This is a genomic window from Noviherbaspirillum sedimenti, from assembly GCF_003590835.1.
GTDB classification, from domain to species: Bacteria; Pseudomonadota; Gammaproteobacteria; order Burkholderiales; family Burkholderiaceae_D; genus Paucimonas; species Paucimonas sedimenti.
Genome location: NZ_QYUQ01000002.1, coordinates 4076844 through 4098745, shown reverse-complemented (window position 1 = coordinate 4098745; position 21902 = coordinate 4076844). Strand labels below are relative to the sequence as shown.

The 21902-nt window shown below is 62.9% G+C and carries 22 protein-coding genes; 10 read left to right on the top strand and 12 right to left on the bottom strand.

All coding sequences use genetic code 11. The annotated features are described in order from the left end of the window. Positions 1–88: 88 nt before the first annotated feature. From D3878_RS18995 to hslU, 10 genes are all read left to right on the top strand, one after another. Positions 89–946 carry a lysophospholipid acyltransferase family protein gene (locus tag D3878_RS18995; protein WP_119788002.1) on the top strand — a complete coding sequence of 286 codons (858 nt, stop codon included), beginning with the start codon at positions 89–91 and terminating at the stop codon, positions 944–946. After that, the gene (locus D3878_RS18990; protein WP_119786914.1) at positions 943–1818 is read left to right on the top strand and encodes a lysophospholipid acyltransferase family protein; all 876 of its coding nucleotides are present in this window, start codon (positions 943–945) and stop codon (positions 1816–1818) included. Before D3878_RS18995 ends, D3878_RS18990 begins: the two co-directional genes overlap by 4 nt. 54 nt (positions 1819–1872) lie before the next feature. After that, a complete protein-coding gene (gene dapF, locus D3878_RS18985; protein ID WP_119786913.1) occupies positions 1873–2724 on the top strand; it encodes a diaminopimelate epimerase in 852 nt (283 codons plus the stop codon). A 154-nt stretch (positions 2725–2878) separates the two neighbouring features. After that, positions 2879–3547 (top strand): DUF484 family protein, encoded by a 669-nt coding sequence (locus tag D3878_RS18980; protein ID WP_119788001.1) that lies wholly within the window; start codon positions 2879–2881, stop codon positions 3545–3547. A gap of 22 nt (positions 3548–3569) precedes the next feature. Beyond that, a complete protein-coding gene (xerC, locus tag D3878_RS18975; protein WP_119786912.1) occupies positions 3570–4541 on the top strand; it encodes a tyrosine recombinase XerC in 972 nt (323 codons plus the stop codon). 53 nt (positions 4542–4594) lie between these two features. Further along, positions 4595–5680 (top strand): CobW family GTP-binding protein, encoded by a 1086-nt coding sequence (locus tag D3878_RS18970; RefSeq protein WP_119786911.1) that lies wholly within the window; start codon positions 4595–4597, stop codon positions 5678–5680. A gap of 406 nt (positions 5681–6086) precedes the next feature. Then, positions 6087–6614 (top strand): RNA polymerase-binding protein DksA, encoded by a 528-nt coding sequence (gene dksA, locus D3878_RS18965; RefSeq protein WP_420799550.1) that lies wholly within the window; start codon positions 6087–6089, stop codon positions 6612–6614. Positions 6615–7048: 434 nt separating this feature from the next. Then, the gene (locus D3878_RS18960; RefSeq protein ID WP_233556390.1) at positions 7049–8383 is read left to right on the top strand and encodes an STAS domain-containing protein; all 1335 of its coding nucleotides are present in this window, start codon (positions 7049–7051) and stop codon (positions 8381–8383) included. A 227-nt stretch (positions 8384–8610) separates the two neighbouring features. Beyond that, positions 8611–9147 carry an ATP-dependent protease subunit HslV gene (hslV, locus tag D3878_RS18955; protein ID WP_119786909.1) on the top strand — a complete coding sequence of 179 codons (537 nt, stop codon included), beginning with the start codon at positions 8611–8613 and terminating at the stop codon, positions 9145–9147. Between the two features lie 20 nt (positions 9148–9167). Beyond that, positions 9168–10511 (top strand): ATP-dependent protease ATPase subunit HslU, encoded by a 1344-nt coding sequence (gene hslU, locus D3878_RS18950; RefSeq protein WP_199688211.1) that lies wholly within the window; start codon positions 9168–9170, stop codon positions 10509–10511. A 16-nt stretch (positions 10512–10527) separates the two neighbouring features. Here hslU and D3878_RS18945 read toward each other — a convergent pair whose 3' ends face one another. From D3878_RS18945 to gspG, 12 genes are read right to left on the bottom strand one after another with little or no spacing between them, the layout of a single operon-like run. After that, a complete protein-coding gene (locus tag D3878_RS18945) occupies positions 10528–11190 on the bottom strand; it encodes a type II secretion system protein N (RefSeq protein ID WP_119786908.1) in 663 nt (220 codons plus the stop codon). A gap of 31 nt (positions 11191–11221) precedes the next feature. Further along, a complete protein-coding gene (gspF, locus tag D3878_RS18940) occupies positions 11222–12442 on the bottom strand; it encodes a type II secretion system inner membrane protein GspF (protein WP_119786907.1) in 1221 nt (406 codons plus the stop codon). A gap of 8 nt (positions 12443–12450) precedes the next feature. Next, a complete protein-coding gene (gene gspE, locus D3878_RS18935; RefSeq protein ID WP_199688210.1) occupies positions 12451–13890 on the bottom strand; it encodes a type II secretion system ATPase GspE in 1440 nt (479 codons plus the stop codon). A gap of 16 nt (positions 13891–13906) precedes the next feature. Then, the gene (gspD, locus tag D3878_RS18930) at positions 13907–16111 is read right to left on the bottom strand and encodes a type II secretion system secretin GspD (RefSeq protein ID WP_119786906.1); all 2205 of its coding nucleotides are present in this window, start codon (positions 16109–16111) and stop codon (positions 13907–13909) included. Continuing rightward, complete coding sequence (gene gspN, locus D3878_RS18925) at positions 16111–16905, bottom strand: type II secretion system protein N (protein WP_338016816.1); 795 nt, start codon at positions 16903–16905, stop codon at positions 16111–16113. Before gspN ends, gspD begins: the two co-directional genes overlap by 1 nt. A 2-nt stretch (positions 16906–16907) precedes the next feature. After that, the gene (gene gspM, locus D3878_RS18920) at positions 16908–17423 is read right to left on the bottom strand and encodes a type II secretion system protein GspM (protein ID WP_119786904.1); all 516 of its coding nucleotides are present in this window, start codon (positions 17421–17423) and stop codon (positions 16908–16910) included. Further along, positions 17420–18691, bottom strand: coding sequence for a type II secretion system protein GspL (gene gspL / locus D3878_RS18915; RefSeq protein ID WP_119786903.1), 1272 nt, complete (start codon positions 18689–18691; stop codon positions 17420–17422). The genes gspM and gspL overlap by 4 nt, the downstream gene beginning before the upstream one ends. A gap of 18 nt (positions 18692–18709) precedes the next feature. Then, positions 18710–19681 (bottom strand): type II secretion system minor pseudopilin GspK, encoded by a 972-nt coding sequence (gspK, locus tag D3878_RS18910; RefSeq protein WP_119786902.1) that lies wholly within the window; start codon positions 19679–19681, stop codon positions 18710–18712. Continuing rightward, complete coding sequence (locus tag D3878_RS18905) at positions 19678–20346, bottom strand: PulJ/GspJ family protein (protein ID WP_119786901.1); 669 nt, start codon at positions 20344–20346, stop codon at positions 19678–19680. Before D3878_RS18905 ends, gspK begins: the two co-directional genes overlap by 4 nt. 12 nt (positions 20347–20358) lie before the next feature. Continuing rightward, complete coding sequence (gspI, locus tag D3878_RS18900) at positions 20359–20742, bottom strand: type II secretion system minor pseudopilin GspI (RefSeq protein ID WP_119786900.1); 384 nt, start codon at positions 20740–20742, stop codon at positions 20359–20361. Position 20743: 1 nt separating this feature from the next. Then, positions 20744–21214: a type II secretion system minor pseudopilin GspH gene (gene gspH, locus D3878_RS18895; protein ID WP_420799549.1), complete on the bottom strand. Its 471-nt coding sequence runs from the start codon at positions 21212–21214 to the stop codon at positions 20744–20746. An 8-nt stretch (positions 21215–21222) separates the two neighbouring features. Then, positions 21223–21675: a type II secretion system major pseudopilin GspG gene (gspG, locus tag D3878_RS18890; protein ID WP_420799548.1), complete on the bottom strand. Its 453-nt coding sequence runs from the start codon at positions 21673–21675 to the stop codon at positions 21223–21225. Positions 21676–21902: the final 227 nt, after the last annotated feature.

The window sequence follows — 21902 nt, the reverse complement described above, 5'->3', positions numbered from 1 at the left end:
GCGGTACTGACTGGCGCTGATTTGCCTGTCAATCCATGCTATTTTACGCGTCTTGAAAAAATTCGGCAAAAAAACCCTGCCAACGCTGATGCTCGTCAACTTATTTCGCCTCCTGTCCCGCCTGCCGCTGCCCGTCCTGCATGCGCTGGGGACGACCCTCGGCTGGCTGGTGTACCTGGCCTCACCTGCCTATCGCCGCAGACTGAAAGACAACATTACGCGCGCCGGCCATGCCGCCCACCTGCATGCGGCGATCGCCGAAGCCGGCAAGAACATCATGGAATTGCCCTTCATCTGGTGCGCGCGTCCGGAACGCGTGCTGCCGCTGGCCCAGATCGCCGATTGGGACGTGGTGCAGGCCGCGCTCGACCAGGGCCGCGGCATCATATTCCTGACGCCGCACCTGGGCTGCTTCGAAATCCTGGCGCAAGGTTTTGCCGCCCGCCATCCCCTCACCGTGCTGTACCGTCCACCGCGCAAGGCATCGCTCAAGCCGCTCATCGAGGGCGCGCGCGCGCGCGCCAACCTGGCGCTGGCGCCGGCCAACCTGTCGGGCGTGCGCATTCTGTTCAAGGCGCTCAAGAAAGGCCAGCCGATCGGCCTGCTGCCGGACCAGGTGCCGCAAAACGGCGAAGGCGTATGGGCGGATTTTTTCGGCAAGCCGGCGTACACCATGACCCTGCCGGCCAAGCTGCGGCAAATGTCGGATGCGCCGATCGTGCTTGCCTATGCCAGAAGGCTGCCGCGCGGCGCCGGCTACCGGCTGCATTTCGCGCCTTTCGAGGGCGAGCTCGGCGACACCCCTGAGCAGCAGGCGCGCGCCATCAACGCCGCCATGGAAAAACTGATTGCCCGCTGCCCGGAACAATATTTCTGGAGTTACAACCGCTACAAGATCCCGGCCGGCGTCGCCGCCCCCTCCTCCAACCAACAGGATCCGTCATGAGATTGCTGCTGGGTCTGATGTGGCTGCTGCACTGGCTGCCGCTACCCGTGCTGGGCCGACTGGGGAATGCTGTCGGCGCGCTGCTGTACCTGATCATCGGCAAGCGCCGCCGCATCGCGCTGACCAATCTGGCGCTGTGCATGCCGGAATTGCCGGAATCCGAACGCCGCACCATCGCCCGCCGCCATTTCCAGGCTTACACGCGCAGCATCTTCGAACGCGGCATCCTGTGGTGGGCGCCGGAAGCGCGCCTGCGCCGCCTGATCAAGGTCGAACCGGGCGTACCGCTGGCGCAGATCCAGGCCAGGCCAACCATCCTTCTGTGCCCGCATTTCGTCTGCCTGGACGTGGCCGGGGTGGCGGTGGCATTGGAAACTTCGGTATGCTCAATCTACATGGAACAACGCAACAAAGTTGCCGATGCCGCCCTGCGCCGTGGCCGCTCGCGCTTTCGGCCAGTCAAGCTGCTGTCGCGCGCCGAGGGTGTCAAGCCGATCCTGCGCGCCATGCGCGAGGGCCTGCCCTATTTCATGCTGCCCGACATGGACTTCGGCATCAAGGACTCGGAATTCGTCCCTTTTTTCGGCATTCCTGCGGCCACCCTGACGGCGCCGGCGCGCATTGCCAACGCCACCGGCGCCCAGGTGATTCCGGTGGTGGCCACCTTCCTGCCCGGCTACCGCGGCTGGCAGGTGAAATTTTATCCGCCGGTACCGGATCACCCGGATGCCGATTTGCTGGCAGCGACCCGCCGCATGAATGCCTTCATCGAGGCGCGCGTTCTGGAAGCGCCAGCCGAATACTTCTGGACCCACAAGCGCTTCAAGACCCGCCCGCCGGGCAGCCCGGGCTTGTACGACCTGGCCGGCTGACGCTGCCGGGGGGCCGCTGCGGCAGCGCCGCCGGCGCGCGGCTATAATCGCGACATGAAAATCAAATTCACCAAGATGCACGGCGCCGGCAATGATTTTGTCGTGCTCGACGCCATCCACCAGGCCATCGAATTCACCCCGGCACAATGGCAGTTGCTGGCCGACCGCCGCTTTGGCGTCGGCGCCGACCAGATGCTGGTGATCGAACGCGCGCAAACTCCGGGGGTCGATTTCCGTTACCGGATTTTCAATGCCGACGGCGGCGAAGTCGAACAATGCGGCAACGGCGCGCGCGCCTTCGTCAAGTTCGTCATCGACAAGGGCCTGACCGACAAGCGCGCAATCCGCGTCGAAACCATGTCGGGCGTGATCGAGCCGGCCATGCAGCAAGACGGCCGCATCACGGTGGACATGGGCGCGCCGATCCTGGCCCCGGCGCAAGTGCCGTTCGACGCCACAGGCCTGCAAGCCGTCGCGCAAGGCGAAGACAGGTTATGGCCGCTGCGGGTCAACGGCAAGACCGTACTCTTTTCCGCCCTGTCGATGGGCAACCCGCACGCGGTGCAGATCGTCGACGATGCCGACGCCGCGCCGGTAGAACAGGATGGCCCGACGATCGAGCACCATGTGCGCTTTCCGAAACGGGTCAATGCCGGCTTCATGCAAGTCATCGACCGCCATCATGTCAAGCTGCGCGTATTCGAGCGCGGCGCCGGCGAAACCCTGGCCTGCGGCACCGGCGCCTGCGCCGCAGTCGTCGCCGGCATCCGCCGCGGCCTGCTGGATTCACCGGTGGCGGTCGCCACCCGCGGTGGCGACCTGTCGATCGCCTGGGCGGGCGGCGATGCACACGTGCTGCTAACCGGACCGGCGGTGACCGTGTTCGAGGGCGAAATTGACATCTGAGCGACATCTGAGCGACATCTAAGCCAACGACGCCGGCGCCACGGCTGGTCGACAGGCTTTTTGCTGCCTGGCGGCATGCCGGCGATGTACAATGTGCGCACCCCGCGCCGGGTGCATGCCCGCGCCATTCCTGTTGATATCCTGGCTTACCACGATGACTGCCCAACTCGATTCCCAATCCGTCGCCCAATACCTGCTCGACCACCCGCACTTCTTTGACGCGCACGCCGATCTGCTGGCGCAAGTCAAGCTGGCCAGCCCCGTGGTCGGGCGCGCCGTGTCATTGCAGGAAAGGCAGATGGAAGTGCTGCGGCATAAATACCATGCGCTGGAACTGCGGCTGGCCGAACTGGTGCGCATCGGCCATGAAAATGACGAAATCGCGCAGAAATTCCAGCAATGGGCGCGCACGCTGCTGCTGGCGCGCAACGACGTCGACCTGCCGCATGTGTTGATCGACGGCTTGCAAAGCATCTTCAGCGTGCCGTATGCCACCCTGCGACTGTGGGGCGTGGCGCCGGATTTTGCGCATACATGGTTCGCCGCCGACGTCTCGGACGACGCGCGCCTGTTCGCCAACGGCCTGAACACGCCCTTCTGCGGACGCAACAACGACTTCGAGGTCGCCGCCTGGATCGACGAGGCGCAGGCGATCGAATCGGTCGCCATCCTGCCGCTGCGTAGCGACGGCGCCACCGGAACCTTCGGCCTGCTGGTGCTGGGATCGCCCGACGCCAGCCGCTTCACATCCGAGATGGCGACCGACTTCCTCGCCCGGATCGGCGACTGCGCAGGCGCGGCCATGACCTGCCTGCTCGACTAGACCAGACCGGCAAGGCGACGCGGTGAGCAGGGCCGGCAATCAGGACTGGCTGGAGGGCTATCTGGACGGCCTGGCGAGCGAGCGCAAGCTGGCGACGCACACCATCGTCAATTACCGCCGCGACCTGGCTGAACTCACCGCCCTGGCGTGCCGCGCCGAGGGACTGGGCGAGGCCTTTTCGCTGGACGCGCTTGCCCCTGCCCACATCCGCAAGTTCGCCGCGCAACTGCATGCGCAGGGCCAAAGCAGCGCCAGCATCGCCCGCAAGCTGTCGGCCTGGCGCGGCTTTTATGCCTGGCTGGCGCAGCAAACCGCGCTGCCGGCCAACCCGGTCGAGGGCATCAAGGCGCCAAAACGCGCAAAGCCCTTGCCCAAGGCCCTGTCGGCCGACGACGCCGTGCGCCTGGTGGCGCAGGCCAACCCGCAAAAGGATGCCAATGCCGCCGGCGAACTGTGCAATCGGGCCATGTTCGAGCTGCTGTATTCAAGCGGCCTGCGCATCTCGGAACTGGTGCAACTCGATCTGCGCTATGCGAAGGAAAGCGGCCACAACGGCCACACATCGGCCGGCTGGATCGATTTCGATGCCGCCGAAGTCACCGTGACCGGCAAGGGCGGCAAGATGCGCCAGGTACCGGTGGGTGCAGCGGCGCTGCAGGCGCTGGCCGCCTGGATCGCGGTGCGCCCGGCGCTGGTGAAGCGCGATGCGCACCCGCTGTTCCTGTCCGAGCGTGGCAGCCGCATGTCGGCGCGGCTGGTGCAGTTGCGCATCAAGGCGCACGCCAAGGCGCTGGGCATCCCGGCCGACGTGCATCCGCACATGCTGCGTCACTCGTTCGCCTCGCACGTGCTGCAATCTTCCGGCGACCTGCGCGCAGTGCAGGAAATGCTCGGCCATGCCTCGATCGCCGCCACCCAGATTTATACTGCGCTGGACTTCCAGCGGCTGTCCAAGGTGTACGATGCTGCACATCCGCGGGCAAAAAAGAAATGACGGCGCGCCGCTCCGTGCGCCCCTCCCCAACCCTGATTGACTGACTTTCAGCCATGGCATTGATCCCCACCACCATCCTCACCGGCTTTCTCGGCGCCGGCAAGACCACCTTGCTCAACCGCATCCTGCAGGAAGCGCACGGCCACAAGATCGCCGTCATCGAAAATGAATTCGGCCCGGAAAACATCGACAACGCCATCCTGGTCCGCGACAGCAATGAACAGATCATCGAGATGAACAATGGCTGCATCTGCTGCACGGTGCGCGGCGACCTGATCGAGGCGCTCGGCAACCTTGCCCGCCAGCGTGCGGCGGGCACGCTGCAGTTCGACCGGGTGGTGATCGAAACCACTGGCCTGGCCAACCCCGGGCCGGTGGCGCAGACTTTTTTCATGGATGACGAAGTGGCGGCGCACTACATGCTGGACGCCATCGTCACCGTGGTCGACGCCCGTCACGCCATGCAGCAGCTCGATGCCCAGGAAGAGGCGCAACGCCAGGTGGGCTTCGCCGACCGCATCCTGCTGTCGAAAACCGACCTGGTGGATGAAGACGCCATCGATGCCCTGACGCAGCGACTGCGCCGCATCAACCCGCGCGCGCCAATCGGCCGCGCCGATTTCGGCCGTGTGCCGATCGCCGACGTGCTGGACTTGCGCGGATTTAACCTCAACGACAAACTGGAAATCGATCCAGATTTCTTGCGCGCCAATGATCCCGGCGCACATACGCATGACGAACACCAATGCGACGCCGACTGCGGCCACGAGCACGACCACGGGCATGAACATGCGCACCACCATGAGCACGAGCATGGCCACCCGCACGCCCAGCATCATCACGACCAGATCGCCGCTTTCGCATTTATTAGCGAAAGGCCGTTCGACAGCCAGAAACTGGATGAATTTCTCAGCAGTGCGATCCAGGTCTTTGGCCCGCAACTCTTGCGCTACAAAGGTATCCTGTGGATGGCCGGCGGCGATCGCAAGGTAATATTCCAGGGAGTGCATCAAATGATGGGGACCGACCTGGGCGCCAAATGGCAGGACCATGAGCAGCGCGGCAGCAGAATGGTATTTATCGGCAAAGATTTACCAAAAGACATTTTTATCAGTGGACTGCAACAATGTCTGGTATAAACTAGCCGCTTGAACACACCCACGATGCGCATCGGTAGCGCGTCAAGGAGCAGACATGAACGCAGGTATTAAAAAATACTAAGCCCCCAGCCAGACGACGACCGGCAGGGCACCCAGCAGGCGCGCTGAGCAGAAGTCGGCTGACAAATCCACAACAAACGAATAATGTTCGCGAAATCCCGGCCAAAACTGCTGTAAAATCCGTGACCGCGAAAAAGCCCGTGCCTGCCGCTGCCGATTCAGCAACAATGAAAGCGGCGGCACTAAAGCCTGCAAAGAGCATGGTGATTGCAATCCTCCCCGGCACGCGTTAGCGTCCGGAAGTTAACAAAATGGCGAAATTGATTGCCGGAGCGCCAGCGAAGCCTGCTAAGCCCCGGACAGTTCGGCAAAACCTGCCGTACGCATGGACAAGGAAAATGCGCACGACAGTTTTTCCAACCCAATCGAAGCCGCCGTCGATTCGAAAGTACGCGAAGTGGCAACCAAGACAAGCAAATCGACCCCCGCCCTCCCCGCCGACGGCGCCCTGTTGACCGAAGAGCAACTCCTGAAAATGGGCGAGAAGGATTACATGAACAAGGCGCAACTTGCTTTCTTCAAGGCACGCCTGCAACAGCTTGAACGGGATTTGCGCAAAAACGCCGACGAAACCACGGAACACTTGCGTGAAACCGTGCTGGTGCCGGATCCAGCCGACCGTGCCACGATCGAAGAAGAGCATGCGCTCGAATTGCGCACCCGTGATCGCGAGCGCAAACTGCTCAAGAAAGTGCAGCAATCGATCGCCTCCATCGATTCCGGCGACTATGGCTGGTGCGAAGAAACCGGCGATCCGATCGGCATCCCGCGCCTGCTGGCGCGCCCGACCGCGACCCTGTCGCTGGAAGCGCAGCAGCGCCGCGAATTGAAGCAAAAACTGTACGGCGACTGATCGCCCTGCCCTGCTTGCCGGCATCATGCCGGCAAGCAGGCCGCCGTTTGTGGCGTAGCGCGACGGCTGCGACGGGCGTGGCAGCGCCGCCGCCATGCGCTTGCGGGCCGGATGGCTTGCAGGTGTTCGCGTTCGACAACGCATTCTCCATTGCCCCTGTTGGCATTCATCCTCCTTGTTGTCAAAACATGCGACACCAGGCCGGATCATTTGACAAATTCCGCGCATCAAGCTGTAATCAACATCCGGCATATGCTTTGAGGCTATAATTGTCTGATTGATTTTCAGTCTGACAAGATTGGCGTTATACCAGCGGCCCTTTCTGGACCATCAAGGGAAACCGGACTGCTGGCGGCAATAGGGACAGGAGCGACGTGGGGATTTTTTCGTTTTTAGGCAAGAAGGACCGTCAAGCGGACACATCTGCGTCTGACATGGATGATTCTCGTCGCAAACGCGAGAATGATCCGGCGCGAACCTCGGCAAATCGCAACAGCCGCAGCAGCGGCAGTTCCCGCAATTCGCAGCAGCGTGACGCCGCCCGTGCCACTGCACAAAAAATCGATGCAATCGAATCCGAAATGACGTCGGAGCTAGGTCGCTCGGCCAAAAAAACCGCGAGCCAACCCAGTGCCGCGCCCGCCAGGGGGGCCGCGCCGACCGCTGCCATCAATAGCCAGGCGGCAAACACACAGGCCGCAGGTCCATCGACCTTGCCAACCCTGGGCAACACCACCGGTTTCGGGCTCGACCCGCGCGCCGGCAATGTCATCGTCGCCAGCTCCGAGACCCATCCGGCTATCGAGGAAGCAGCGATTCTATTCGCCAACGAGCAAAACGATATAGCCGAGCAAATGTTGCTCAGCGCCATCCACGACACGTCGCTAGGCGACACGATCAAAATTGTCTGGCGCATGCTGTTCGACCTGTATCAGATGACCGGCAAGCATGAGCAATTCGAGACGCTGTCGATTGAATTCGCCGCCAAGTTCGAAACTTCGCCGCCGGCCTGGGAGGGGAAACGTCTCGACATGCAGGCCGCGCTCCAGCCGACCAGCGCAAGCCCGGCGATCACCTTCTCCGGCAAGCTCGACGAGGCGATCGCCAAGCAGCTCGAGCGCGCCCACAAGCTGAGCGAAAAAAATGGCGTGCTGCGCCTCGAATTCGCGCGCGTCACGGAAGTGCAAGCCGACGGTTGCGCCCTGCTGCTGGCGACCCTGAAAAAGTTGCAAAAATCCGGCGCTGAACTGATCCTGGTGGGCGCCCCTGAACTGGCAACCAAAATCCGCGCCATCATCGAAACCGGCCGTCGTGACGATACCGATGCGCCCTGGCTGCTGTTGCTGGAAATTCTGCAATTACTCAAGCGCGAGCAGGAATTCGAAGAAGCCAGCATCGATTATTGCGTCACCTTCGAAGTCTCGCCGCCGGCCTTCGTCGCGCCGCAAAAAGTCTCGACCGCGGTCGAGTTGCTGGAACAGCCTGCACCGGAATCGGAAAGATACATGATGCCGGCGCTGATCGATGGCCGCGGCAACGCGCTCAATGCCATCAACGATTATGTTGCGAAATACAATCCTGCCGTGATCGATTGCAAGAACCTGATACGCATCGATTTCAGCGCCGCCGGCCAGTTGCTGTCGATGCTGGCGCCATTGGCCGGCCAGGGCAAGGTGGTCGAGCTGTGCAATGTCAATTATCTGGTGGCAGCATTGTTCCAGGTGATCGGCCTGCGCGAGGTCGTCCAGCTTACGCTACGCAAGTACTGATCCGGGCGCCGTCGCCCATCCTTCCCGTTCGCCCTCTATCTGGCCCCTGCTGCCAGCCTGCCGTATTTGCCTTGCGCGCGACCTTGTAATCGCCGCGTTGGCCCCCATTATTTCAATGTTGCCCGCTACCCGGCTTGAGCGTCTTCAATGTGCCGCCCAGATTGCCTGGTGGCTTATCGGGGCGTAGCGCACAATAGCTTAGCCGCTATCCACTATTTGAGGTTTTCATGGAACAATTTCACGGCACCACCATCCTTTCTGTCCGTCGTGGCAATATCGTTGCGCTCGGCGGCGATGGTCAAGTGACGCTCGGCAACGCTATCATGAAAGGCAGCGCACGCAAAGTCAGAAAGCTTTACCACGGCAAGGTGCTAGCCGGCTTTGCCGGCGGCACCGCCGACGCTTTCACCCTGATCGAATTATTCGAAGCCAAGCTCGAGAAGCACCAGGGCCACCTGATGCGCGCTTCAGTCGAACTTGCCAAGAACTGGCGTACCGACCGCATGTTGCGCCGGCTCGAAGCCATGCTGCTGGTGGCCGACCGCGACTCCACCCTGGTCATTACCGGCAACGGCGACGTGCTGGAACCGGAGGACGGCATCGGCGCCATCGGCTCCGGCGGCCTGTTTGCGCAATCGGCGGCCAAGGCGCTGCAGGACAATACCGACCTGGTGCCGCTGGAGATCGTCAAGAAATCGCTGACCATCGCCGGCGAACTGTGCATCTACACCAACCTGAACCACGTGATCGAAACGCTCGATTAACTTTCTCCGAGATTAACACCATGAACATGACCCCTCCGGAGATCGTCTCCGAACTCGACAAGCACGTGGTCGGCCAGGCCAATGCCAAGCGCGCGGTTGCCATCGCCCTGCGCAACCGCTGGCGCCGCCAGCAGATCGACGAACCGCTGCGTCACGAAATCACCCCCAAGAACATCCTCATGATCGGCCCCACCGGCGTCGGCAAGACCGAGATCGCCCGGCGCCTGGCCAAGCTGGCCGACGCCCCCTTCATCAAGATCGAGGCGACCAAGTTTACCGAAGTCGGCTATGTCGGCCGCGACGTCGATACCATCATCCGCGACCTGATCGACATCGGCATCAAGCAGACGCGCGAAGCCGAAATGCGCAAGGTGCGCCCGCGCGCCGAGGACGCCGCCGAGGACCGCGTGATCGACATCCTGGTACCGCCGGCGCGCGACTTCGGCTTTCACGCCAGCCCGGCGCCGGACGACGAGGCGCAATCCGCCAACACCACCCGCCAGACCTTCCGCAAGCGCCTGCGCGAAGGCAGCCTCGACGACCGCGAAATCGAGATCGAAGTAGCGGACGCCGCACCGCACATGGAAATCATGGCGCCGCCCGGCATGGAAGAAATGACCGAGCAGATCAAGTCGATGTTTTCCGGCATTGGCGGCGGCCGCAAGAAAAAGCGCAAGCTGAAGATCAAGGATGCCCTGAAACTGCTGGCAGAGGAAGAAGCCGCCAAGCTGGTCAACGAGGATGAGCTGAAGCAGAAGGCGATTACCAACGTCGAGCAGAACGGCATCGTGTTCCTCGACGAGATCGACAAGATCGCCACCCGCTCCGAGGTTGGCGGCGCCGACGTCTCGCGCGCCGGCGTGCAGCGCGACCTGCTGCCGCTGGTCGAGGGCACCACGGTCAACACCAAGTACGGCATGATCAAGACCGACCACATCCTGTTCATCGCTTCCGGCGCCTTCCATCTGGCCAAGCCATCCGACCTGATTCCCGAACTGCAGGGGCGTCTGCCGATCCGCGTGGAGCTGGAGTCGCTGTCGATTGCCGATTTCGAACGCATCCTGACTTCCACCGATGCCTGCCTGACACGGCAGTATGAGGCGCTGATGGCGACCGAAGGACTGAAAGTGGAATTCGCCGAGGACGGCATCCGGCGGCTGGCGGAAATCGCTTATTCGGTCAATGAAAAGACCGAAAACATCGGTGCGCGGCGCCTGTACACGGTGATGGAAAAGCTGCTGGAGGAATTGTCATTTTCGGCCAGCGACACCACCGAAAAGACCGTGCAGATCCATGCCGCCTATGTCGACGAAAAGCTGGGCGCGCTGGCAATCAATGAAGACCTGTCGCGCTACGTCCTGTAGCGTCCTGTAACCGGCTTTACCGGCTCGGCGCCGGCACATTGGCAGTGCCATTGTTGCCGGCATCCGACGGTGGCGTCGGCACGGGTACCGCGCCCGGCGCTGGCGGCGCCGATTGCATGACCGGCGGCGCGCCGGCATAGCCCGGGATTGGCCGCAGCACGGAAGTCGAGCCGGTGATCGGTCCCGGCGCCATGACGTTGCCGCCGGGCGGCGGCGGCGCAGTATCGGGCGCCGGCGCCGGACTGGTGGGCATCGGTGCGGTGACCAGCATGCTCGACTGCCCCCTGGCGCTTTCCGGCAATTCAACGCGCTTGGTGACGCCATTCTCGGATAGCAGGACATGCAAGGGATGCACCTCCTTGACGATAACTCCCGGCATCATTTCCTTGCCAACCGCGACGGCGGTTGCGGGCTTGCCATCAGCCGACAGGATGGCGGCGCTTTCGCCGGCACTGCCGGCCATCACCACGCCCTTCAATTCGTAATTGCTGGCCACGGCGACTGCGGCCGGACGCCCGCCGAACAGGCCGGCGGCGGCATCGATGCGCGCATCCGCAACGGCCGGCGGCGGCGCGACTGCGCGTGCAGCCGGCCTGAACAATTGCATGCCCCAGTACGCGACCGAGGCGCACAGGGCGATGAACAGGATGAAACTGGCAACGAGAGGCAACTGCTTCATTAAAGTCCCTTGGTTAATCGGCTGGGCACGGCTACCGCACCAGCTGGTTGATCTCGATGATGGGCATCAGCACCGCCAGCACAATCAGCAGAACCACCACCCCCATGGCCAGGATCAGCACCGGCTCCAGCAAGCCGGCAATGGTCAGGGCGCGCCGCTCCAGATCCTGCTCCTGGGCGCTGGAGGCGCGCTCCAGCATGGCCGGCAACTCGCCGGTGACTTCGCCGGCGCGAATCATGTGGATCAGCATCGGCGGGAAATGCTGGTGCGCCGACAGCGCGCGCGCCAGGCTGACGCCCTCGCGCACGCTATTGGTGGCCTCTTCCACCTGCTCGCGCATGGCGACGTTGGATAAAGTGTCGCGGCTGGTCTGCAGGGCGCGCAGGATCGGCACGCCCGAGCCGGTGGTAATCGCCAGGGTGCTGGCAAAGCGTGCGGTATTGAGGCTGCGCTCGAACTTGCCATACATTGGCGCATCCAGCAGCCAGGTATGCCAGCGCAGCTTGATGGCCGGATCTTTCAGCAGGCGCCGCCATATCAGGAAGGCGGCGATCACGACGATGGCGACGATCCAGCCGTAATTGCGCACGAAATCCGAAATCGCCAGCATCATTACGGTCAGGAAAGGCAGCTTTTGCTTGGTATTGGCGAATACCGAGACGATCTGCGGCACCACGTAAGTGAGCAGGAAGATCACGATGGCGAACGCGACCACGGTGACGATGGCCGGGTAGGTGAACGCCAGCTTGACCTTCTGCACCAGCTGGTTGCGCCGCTCGATATAGTCGGCCAGGCGCGACAACACCCGTGCAAGCTGGCCGATCTGCTCGCCGGAGGCGACCAGCGCGCGATAGATGTCGGGGAAATCGCGTGGATGCTGGCTCAAAGCATCCGACAGCGAGGCGCCGGCCATCACTTCGGAACGAATCGAGGCGATCAGGTCGCGCACGTAGGTGCGTTCGGCCTGTTCCAGCAAGGCGGTAAAGCACTGTTCAAGCGGCAGGCCGGCTTCCAGCAGGCTGGCCAGCTGGCGCGTGAACAGCGCGGTCTCGACCGTCGACAGGTGGTCACCGAAGGCACGCGGCCGTGCCTTGCCGGCGGCATCCAGCTGGGCGGCGATCGCCTCGACCTTGATGGGCACCAGCCCCTGGGTGCGCAAATCGGCGCGCGCGGCGCGGGCGCTGTCGGCGTTGAGCACGCCTTTCTTGGTACTGCCGCCGGGATCGACGGCTTCATATCGGAATGCTGGCAAGACGCAACCTATTCTTTGGTGACACGCAAGAGTTCAGCCTCGGTGGTAACGCCTTCGGCCAGCCAGCGCTCGCCATCCTCGCGCATGGTGCGCATGCCATACTTCTGCGCGGTGGTGCGAATGTCGGCTTCGGAGGCCTGATTGTGGATCTGCGCGGCAATCTCGTCATTGGTCTGCAACAACTCGTAGACGCCCACCCGCCCCTGGTAGCCGGTCTGGCCGCACTGGTCGCAGCCGACCGCATGCCAGATACGGCCATCGTGGCGGCGGCAGTGCGGGCACAGCTTGCGCACCAGGCGCTGCGCCACCACTCCCAGCAAGGAAGACGACAGCAGGAACGGTTCGATCCCCATGTCCAGCAGGCGCGTGACGGCGGCGGCCGAATCGTTGGTATGCAGCGTCGCCAGCACCAGGTGCCCGGTCAACGAGGCCTGCACCGCAATCTGCGCGGTTTCCAGATCGCGGATCTCGCCGATCATGATGACGTCCGGGTCCTGCCGCAGGATCGCGCGCAGGGCCTTGGCGAAAGTCATGTCGATCTTCGGGTTGACCTGGGTTTGGCCGACGCCGGCCAGCTCATACTCGATCGGGTCTTCCACCGTCAGGATGTTGGTGGTGGAGGCGTTCAGGCGCGACAGCGCGGCATACAGGGTAGTGGTCTTGCCGGAACCGGTCGGACCGGTCACCAGCACGATGCCGTGCGGCTGTGAAATCAGGCGATCGAACTGCGGCAGCACATCCGCGCTCATGCCAAGGTTCTTCAGGTCGAGATGGCCCGCTTCCTTGTCCAGAAGGCGCAACACGGCGCGCTCGCCGTGCCCGGTCGGCAGGGTCGAGACGCGCACATCGACCGGCTTGCCGCCGATGCGCAGGGTGATGCGGCCGTCCTGCGGCAGGCGCTTCTCGGCGATATCGAGCTGGGCCATGATCTTGATGCGCGAAATCAGCGAGGCATGGATCGCCTTCTTGGGGCGCACGACGTCACGCAGCGAGCCGTCGATGCGAAAGCGCACCACCGAGACCTGTTCGAACGGTTCGATGTGGATGTCAGAAGCGCCTTCGCGCAGCGCCTGCGTCAAGAGCGCGTTGATCATGCGGATCACCGGGGCATCATCGGCAGATTCCAGAAGATCCTCGATGGCCGGCATGTCACGCATCAGCTTGGCGAGATCCAGGTCCGACTCGTATTCATCGATCACCTGGGCGGCATCGCCGCCGGAACCGGCATAAGTTTGCGCGATCGCTTCCTCGAGTTCCTCGCGCGTCATCGACTTCAGACGGATGCGGCCAAAGCGGCGGCTTACCTCGGCGATTGCCGCGGGCTGTGTCGCTTCTGAGACCCAGACCTCTACCGGCCCGCCATCGGCGCTGGTGCGCCGCGCCAGCAGCGCAAAATCGCGCGCATAGGCATAGGGCAGCAGACGGGCTTCCATTGTGACGTTATCCATGTCTGTTTCCAGTAACTCACTTTACCTGTGCAGGTGCAGTCTCAGGCGCCGGTACAGGTACCGTCTGAGGCTGCGGTTGTTGCATGGTCGGCGGCTGCGGCTGCGGCAGCCGCTGCAGCATCGGACCGCCAATAAGACGGCCGTTTTCCAGCGGCGGCAGGGTCGGCACCGGCATGTGGGGCAGCACCATCGAGGGCTCGGAGCGGGAGGTGGCCTGCGTGTTTCGGATGTAGCCGTAGCGGTCCGCCGCAACATCGGCGTTCTGCTCGGGACTGCGAATGATGGTCGGCCGCAGGAACACCATCAGGTTGGTCTTGGTGCGGCCGCGCTTCTGGTATTTGAACAGGTTGCCGAGCACCGGAATATCGCCCAGGCCTGGCACTTTTTCCTCGGTGTCCGAAGCAGTATCCTCGATCAGGCCGCCGAGCACGATGATCTCGCCGTCATCGACCAGCACATTGGTTTCAATCGAACGCTTGTTGGTGATGATATCGGAGGCGTCGCCCTTGGGCTGCACGTTCGAGGTTTCCTGGTAAATCGCCATCTTGACGGTGCCGCCTTCGGAGATTTGCGGCTTGACGCGTAATGACAGGCCGATGTCCTTGCGCTCGATGGTCTGGAACGGGTTGACAGTGGCCGATCCGCCCGAGGCCGGCGTGGTGAACTGGCCGGAAATGAAGGGCACGTTCTGGCCGACGATGATGCGCGCTTCCTCGTTGTCGAGCGTAATCAGGTTCGGCATCGACAGGATGTTGGCATTGTCGTCGGTTTCCAGCGCGCGGGCGATCGCCCCCAGCGTGATATGGCCGCCCACCTGGCGGAAAATGCCGAGGTTCAGGCCGTTGCCGGGTGGCAGACGGTTGGCGGCCGATACCCCCACCTGGTTGATCAGATTGTTGCCGCCAGTCTGGAACCCGGTCAGCGTGCCGACGCGGTAACGGCTGCCGTCACCGCCGGTCAGGCCGGCCCACTGCACGCCGAACTCGGCCGCGCGGTTGGCGGTCACCTCGACGATCAGCGACTCGACATAGACTTGCGCGCGGCGCGCATCGAGCTTGTCGATGACGGCGCGCAGGTTGCGATAGATGGCTTCGCTGGCGGTGATGATCAGGGTATTGGTGGAGGCATCGGCCTGGATGAAACCGGCGGCACCGCCGCCCGACAGGCCGGGCTGCTGCGTGCTGCTGGAGCCGCCCAGCGGTCCGGACTGCATGCCGGCGCCGGCAGTGCCCTGCTGCGCCGTTCCTTGCTGCCCCATGCCCGTTTGCTGCGACAGCCCCGAACCCTGCTGGCCGGCGGCCGGCGAGGAAGTGTCGGACGACACGACCGCGCGCAGGGTTTGCGCCAGCTTGGTCGCTTCGGCGTTTTTCAGGTAAACCACGTGCACATTGCCGGGATTGGCGGTGGGCTGGTCCAGCTTGGCAATCAGCGACTTGGCCAGGTTGGCGCGGGCCGCCGACGGCGCCCGCACGATGACCGAATTGGTGCGCGAATCGGCCAGCAGGCTCACGCGGTCGCCGACACCGGTACCGGGCGCCGGCTCCATCAGGCGGTTGACCATGGTGGCGATATCGCCGGCAATCGCGTGGCGCACCGGAATCACATCCATGTCGCCGGCGGCCGGGCTGTCAAGCGCAGCGATGATCTTGCCGATGCGTTTCAGGTTGTCGGCGTAGTCGGTGATCACCAGCGAATTGGTGCCGGGGTTGGCGTTGATGGTGTTGTTGGGCGAAATCAGTGGCCGCAGGACCGTCACCAAGTTGGCGGCCGATTCGTAATTGAGGCGGAAAATCTGGGTAGCAATCTGGTCGCCGCGTGCACGCACTCCGGGGCCGGCCTGGATCGGCCCGGCCTGCAACTTGGCATCGGCTTCCGGCACGACCTTGGCAAAACCGTCGCCGATGACCACCGTATAGCCCTGCAGGCGCAACGCTGAAGACAGCAGGCTGAAAGCTTCCGCCTTGGACACCGGCCGCTCGGAAATCAGGCTGATCGTACCCTTGACGCGCGGATCGATCAGGAAGGTCATGTTGGTGTAATGGCCGACCGCCTTGACCACCGATTCGATGTCGGCGCCGACGAAATTGAGCACGGCCTCACCCTTGGCCGGTTCCTGCGCGTATGCCGGCGGCACCGCCAGGACGCACATCAGGGCGGCAATCATGCCGCTACGGCGCCATTGACGGCTGGCCAGGAATATCTTGCTTGGTTTGGTTTTCATTATTTGAACTCTAGCGCAATTACGTTTTTATTACCTTCCCTGCGGCGCTGCCCCAACAGGTTCAGCAGGTTACCCAGCCGTTCCTCCTGTCCTGCCTCAGCGTCCGCCACCCCCGAAAACCGCAGCCTGCCGTTGGTCAGCATGCCTGACCCCGACAGCAGCATCGGCCCCTTTACCGTCTTCAATGTCATCTGCGCCTGCTGCCCCTGCCAGTCGAACGCCAGTACATACGCGCCCAGCGGCTTGACCGGCGACAGGCGCGAAGACACATCCCGCATCTCCAGCATCATCGTTCCCTGCACAGCAATGCCCTGCCCCTCACGCGCCAACTGCAATTGCGACCAGGATAGACGCATGGTGCCCGCCGGCTGGATCGTATTCAGCGGCGCCCCCAGGCTGGCCAGCCGTTCGGCCGGCAAGTTCAGCGCCGCGCTGCCGACCCGCCAGCTGCGCCAACTGCCCTCGACGGTCAGCGGCTGCGACAATACGGTGGCATTTTCCACTGTCAACTTTGTCTTGCCGATCAATACCAGTGGCGACAGGCGCCAGCCAAAACGCCCAGGCAAAAGCGGCACTACCGGATCGCGCCCGCTGGGCGCGGCACCGAGAAAAGCCGACCCGCGCCACAATGTGCCCTGCACATCGCCCAAGGTCAGGCGCCCCCCTGTCTGCTGCTCCAGCAAGAATGCCATCCAGCTGGCAGGAAGGAAAACCAGCATGGTCAATGCTATGGTCACGATGCCTGCCAGGAACCATAGCATGAGCCGACTGACCATGCCTTTGCTTTTAGTCACCACTACTCGCTCTTTTGTTGCCGCAAGGTCAGGCTCGCATTCACGACATCGGTTTGTCCCTGCGACGTGATATTGGCATCGGCCACCGTTACCCGGGCAGATTTTTGCATGTCGTCGAGCCAAGCCACCATCCCGGCAAAGGATACGGATGAAAGTTGAACTTTGGCAAGATCAGTTCCGGCAATTGCAACATTTTGTGGTTTTAAGCCGGCACGCGCCAGCGCTGCTTCGATGCTTTCGCGCGTCATGGGCGGCGCCGGCGGCGGGGTTTCGCGCGCCAGGGCAGAAGCCTGCAGCGACATGGTTTGAAATTCGGCTGCCTGCTGGCGCAGGGACGGCAAGTTCTTCTGCAGTTGCTGCCGCCCCAGATAGGCAGGTTCGATCAGCAGCATGTAGGTCAGACCCAACACGGCCACGACCGCGGCCAGCAGCAGCTGCTTGCGTTCGCGCTCATTGCGGGCGTTCCAGAAATTGGCCGTCGCCTGGCGATAGCGGACAAAAATGGGGGGCGGATTCATTGGCTGCTCCGTATCTGCCAGACATTGGCGGTTTTCGGCGTCAGGGACAGATTGCGTGCTTTCAGCGCCGCCTGTATCTGCGCGGTCGGCGCTTCGCCTTCCGGTTTCAGGGTTACCTGCAGGGTGCGTTCATTGTATTCGAGCGTCGCGATGCCGGGGGTCGTGCGGCCCTGCATCGCCCCCTGCCAGGCTTCGCCAAAGGCAGACGATAGCGCAAGAAAATCGTCGGGGGCGGCCTGGCCGGCGCGTTGCCGGGCGAGGCCGATATTGCGGCGCATTTGCAACACCGGGTCGCTGGTCAAGGGTTCTTTGGGGTACACCGACTTAAAGGTTTGCGTCATACCGGCGCGCAATTCGCCAGCTTCACCTTTCAGACGCCACCATTCAATATTCATGCCGGCGATGTTAATTAGCAACACCAGCCCCGCCAATGCCAGCGGCCAGCGCCAGGCACGCAAGTGCAGGCTGGGTCCACCGGCGCCACCCAGCCCGGCGGCCAGATTGAACGGCAAGCCGCGGGCGCCGGCGATCCAGCGCGGCCAGTTGTCGGCGAACAGGGCGATGCGCTCCTCCTGCGCCAGTGCCTCGGCCGCCGCCTGGCAGGCGGGAATGTGCTCCTGCGGCACATAGAGCGCAATGGCCTGGTGCGGCACCAGCGCACACAACGCTTGCAGCGCTTCATGCGCAACTGTGTCGGGCTGCGCTGGCAGCAAGGCCAGGCCGAGGCCTTCCTGCTCGCCGGTGCGCAAGGCAAGATCGATATCCAGGCTGACGCCGAACTTGACGAACGCAGCCGCCACCGAGTCGGGCTGATATGGCAGGCATAACTGCAGCGGCACGGCGGCAACGCTGCGCGCGCCCAGCGCCAGCACGCGTTGCGCGGCTTTTTCCAGCCAGTCGCGATTGACTACGGCGACCGTGCGCATGCCGTCGGGCAGCGCCGGTCCGACCGCCAGGATGCACTCGGCCGGGTCGGACATCAATTGTTCCTCGACCAGGTTAGGCAGGGCCGCCTTGAGCCGCGTGGCAGACATCGGCGGCACCTGCACCTGCAGCAGGTTGACATCGCTGGCAGCCAGCAGCAGGATCACTTTCTGCGCCGCGCTGATGACATCGCCCAGCTGGTCGAGCACGGCGCTGCCTTCGCGCTCGACGGCGCCGCTGTCGGCGGCCAGCGCGAAATGACATTCGAGGCCCGCCGGCGCGGCCTCGGGCGGCGCGTTCTCTGCGGCGGCCTTCGAAGGAAATCGGATATACAGTGTACTCAAGGCGTTCTCGCTATTTTTTTAGTTTTCCCGAATCCAGATCACTCTTGGCATCGTCGCGCCTTCGCGCTTCATCAATGCCTGCACTGCCAATCCCGCGCGGTTCATGCTGACCTTGCCATTCACCAGAAAATAGCCGGTCTGGATATCAAGGGCTTCGCAATCCATGTTGGTTTTCCCGAGCCGTAATGCTATATCGCATTTATCTTTCAGGTAAGCCTGGTCCCTGCTGGCCACCAGGCTGGTCGCATCGGCTGACGACAGTGTATCAATAGTCTGCAGTTTTGCCGCCAGCACTTCGACCGGCGCGGTGTTGGCATTGATCTTTGTCGTGCCCGGCAACACCACCACGAAATCCTGGAGCTGTTTGACGATGGCCGGCGTAAAACCGGGCACACTCAGCAAGTCGTCGACATACTCGATCCGCAGTGGACGTGGACGGTTGGCGCCGGCGCCGGCGACTTGCACCGGGGCGCCGGACACGCTCGCCTTCGGCTGGCCGGCGGCAACCGCTTCGGCGGCCGCCTGTGCCAGGCCCGGGTTCATGCGCAATTCCGCCAGCAGGTTACGCAATACAGCGACTTCGGCGGCCTTGATCTGGCCGCCAGAGGCCATGTTGTTCAGGTTGAAGCGCGACTGCGCATCGATAATGTCGCCCGAAAGGGTGGCGTCGCCGGCATCGCTATCGGCCTTGCCGTTTTCGACATACTGGTCCAGGCGCGTATCGGCCAGCGGCACCGCCCACGGCTCGCCCAGATGGTCGGGACCGGAATTGGCGGCATCGGCGCGCAGGATCAGCGCCGACCAGTCCAGTGCGCCGCGCAGGATCCACTGCTTTTGCAATTGCAGGCGTTGATTTTCAATCGAGCGCACCTGCACCTGCTGCTGCCAGAACAGGCTGGCGACAATGGTGATTGCCAGCGTCGTCAGCAGCAACGCCGTGACCACCGCCACGCCGCGCTGACGCCAAAGCTCGGGAACGGGGCGCTTCATACCGGTCCCAGCAGGAAGGTCTTGGTCAGGGCGCCAGGCCGGTCATTCAGCTGGATCGCCACCTCGATCCCGGTGGGCACCGCCAGCGTGGTCGCCGAGCTCGAGGACGAACTGGACACCACATCCACGCCGGGAATGCGCCAGCCGGCGCCGTCGTTGAGCCAGGTGCGCACGGTCATGCTGGCCACATTCCTTTGCAGCGCCACGCCAGCGGCGCCGCCGGTATCACTGGTCACCGACAACCATAAAGCGTCGAGCGCATTGAGGTCGCGCGTCGACTGCGACTCGCGCCGCGACAATACGCCATCCGTCAAATTGTAGGCCACCAGCTGAATCCGGGTCGGCTGGTCTTCGGCGAACACCTGGCGCACCAGCACGATACGGCCAGGCTCGACCATGATCGGCAGGCGATCCGGGATGGTTTCCAGGTCGACGATCTGCGAACAGTCCCGTTGCATCTGTGCAAACGCCAACTGCAGACCGCGCGTCTGCTCCAGGTCGGCATTCAGGGCGACGCGGGCGCGCACGATGCTGTCCAGGCCGCGCCAGCCAAGCACGGCGACGATTGCAAGGATGGTGATGGCAACCAGCAGTTCGACCAGGGTGAAGCCGCGCCGGCGGTACAGCGCGGATGCGAAAGCAGGGGAATGGCGCGGTGCGGGCATGTCGAAGGGTTCTCAGGCGTTGTTGGGCACGATCTGCGACAGCTTGATGATGCGCCGTTGCAGGTTTTGCCCTTCGAAGACGCCGACTTCGACACGGCGGAAATTGATATTCGGCGTCGGCAAGACCTCTTCCTCGCACAGCAGTTGCAAGTCGGCCTGGGGACACTCGAAGGAACGCTTGCCCAGCGGCGGCCATTCGCGCCCCAGGCGGATTTGCGACAGGCGGTTTTCCGCCGACCAGGTGGCCATCATCGAGGCACGCAAGGCGCTGCTGTTTTGCGTCAGGCTACCGACTGCGCGCAGGCTGGCGCCCAGCGCGGTGCCGACGATCACCAGCGCCACCAGCACTTCGAGCAAGGTAAAGCCGCGCACCAGGCGCCTGTCGCTGCCGCACATGTCAGTCCACCGTGAAATTGCCGATGCCGTCGGCACGGATAGCCACCGTCGCCTCGCCGAGCGACAGGCTGAGCACGAAGGGTTTGTCGACCGGCTCGCGACCGAAGACAATCCGCAATACATTGTTCTGGTCCATCATCGGCGGGTCGATCGCCAGATTGACCGGGGTCCGTATGAATTCCCGCTCGCGCAGCATGTCATCCTTCTCGATCGGTTGCCAGGCATTGTCTTCATTGCGCATCCAGAAGCGGTAGCGGTACTGGTCCACCTCAAAGGCGATCGGGCGATTGCGCACGATCGCCTCGTCACGCGCCAGTTGCAGCAAGAGGGCGATGCGCTGCGCTTCGTTCTGCAGGGCTTGCCGCTGGCTCGGCATGGCGTTCAGGGTGACGAAACCCAGCATGATGCCGACGACAACCAGCACCACCAGCAATTCCAGCAGCGTGAATCCGCGCTGCGGAGTGCGCATCATCGACCTGCCTACAATTCCCACGAACCGATATCGGCCTCGGGGCCGGCGCCGCCCGGCTGGCCATCGGCGCCGAAGGAAAACACGTCGATTTCGCCCTTCATGCCCGGCGACAGGTATTGGTAAGGGTTGCCCCAGGGATCGTTGGGCAAACGCTCCAGGTAACCGCCGGTTTTCCAGCCGCGAGGCTCGGGTCCCGAAGTGGGCTTGGCGACCAGCGCCTGCAAACCCTGCTCGGTGGTCGGGTAACGCAGATTGTCGAGCTTGTAGAGCTTCAATCCTTGCATGACGGTGGAGATATCCTGTCGAGCAGCAATGATACGGGCGTCATCGGTACGTCCCATCAACTTGGGCACCACCAGCGCCGCCAGGATGCCCATGATCACCACCACAACCATAATTTCAATCAAGGTAAAACCGCTTGCACGTCGCGGCGAACCGGTACGCTGTTTCAAAACAGTCAAAGCATTCTCCATGAGAAATCACTTATAAAAAAGGAATGATGAAGTTCGCGAGTATAAGGCCGAAGTGGCGATTCTTACACTGCCTGAGTGTGAGTGAGTGTGAGGCAAAACGTGATTTTCAGCAAAATTGATGCAAAACATAATTAGATGAGACGCTAAAATTCCCAAAAAGTGCCCTACGCGATACTATTCAGGGTTGGCCCGGACAGCCCCTTGCGTTGCGTCGC

What these genes read in the sequence shown, in the direction of transcription:
- D3878_RS18995 (WP_119788002.1), top strand. Translation starts at nt 89, where the DNA reads ATGCTCGTCAACTTATTTCGCCTCCTGTCCCGCCTGCCGCTGCCCGTC.
- D3878_RS18990 (WP_119786914.1), top strand. Translation starts at nt 943, where the DNA reads ATGAGATTGCTGCTGGGTCTGATGTGGCTGCTGCACTGGCTGCCGCTA.
- dapF (WP_119786913.1), top strand. Translation starts at nt 1,873, where the DNA reads ATGAAAATCAAATTCACCAAGATGCACGGCGCCGGCAATGATTTTGTC.
- D3878_RS18980 (WP_119788001.1), top strand. Translation starts at nt 2,879, where the DNA reads ATGACTGCCCAACTCGATTCCCAATCCGTCGCCCAATACCTGCTCGAC.
- D3878_RS18970 (WP_119786911.1), top strand. Translation starts at nt 4,595, where the DNA reads ATGGCATTGATCCCCACCACCATCCTCACCGGCTTTCTCGGCGCCGGC.
- dksA (WP_420799550.1), top strand. Translation starts at nt 6,087, where the DNA reads ATGGACAAGGAAAATGCGCACGACAGTTTTTCCAACCCAATCGAAGCC.
- D3878_RS18960 (WP_233556390.1), top strand. Translation starts at nt 7,049, where the DNA reads ATGGATGATTCTCGTCGCAAACGCGAGAATGATCCGGCGCGAACCTCG.
- hslV (WP_119786909.1), top strand. Translation starts at nt 8,611, where the DNA reads ATGGAACAATTTCACGGCACCACCATCCTTTCTGTCCGTCGTGGCAAT.
- hslU (WP_199688211.1), top strand. Translation starts at nt 9,168, where the DNA reads ATGAACATGACCCCTCCGGAGATCGTCTCCGAACTCGACAAGCACGTG.
- D3878_RS18945 (WP_119786908.1), bottom strand. Translation starts at nt 11,190, where the DNA reads ATGAAGCAGTTGCCTCTCGTTGCCAGTTTCATCCTGTTCATCGCCCTG.
- gspE (WP_199688210.1), bottom strand. Translation starts at nt 13,890, where the DNA reads ATGGATAACGTCACAATGGAAGCCCGTCTGCTGCCCTATGCCTATGCG.
- gspD (WP_119786906.1), bottom strand. Translation starts at nt 16,111, where the DNA reads ATGAAAACCAAACCAAGCAAGATATTCCTGGCCAGCCGTCAATGGCGC.
- gspM (WP_119786904.1), bottom strand. Translation starts at nt 17,423, where the DNA reads ATGAATCCGCCCCCCATTTTTGTCCGCTATCGCCAGGCGACGGCCAAT.
- gspK (WP_119786902.1), bottom strand. Translation starts at nt 19,681, where the DNA reads ATGAAGCGCCCCGTTCCCGAGCTTTGGCGTCAGCGCGGCGTGGCGGTG.
- D3878_RS18905 (WP_119786901.1), bottom strand. Translation starts at nt 20,346, where the DNA reads ATGCCCGCACCGCGCCATTCCCCTGCTTTCGCATCCGCGCTGTACCGC.
- gspI (WP_119786900.1), bottom strand. Translation starts at nt 20,742, where the DNA reads ATGTGCGGCAGCGACAGGCGCCTGGTGCGCGGCTTTACCTTGCTCGAA.
- gspH (WP_420799549.1), bottom strand. Translation starts at nt 21,214, where the DNA reads ATGATGCGCACTCCGCAGCGCGGATTCACGCTGCTGGAATTGCTGGTG.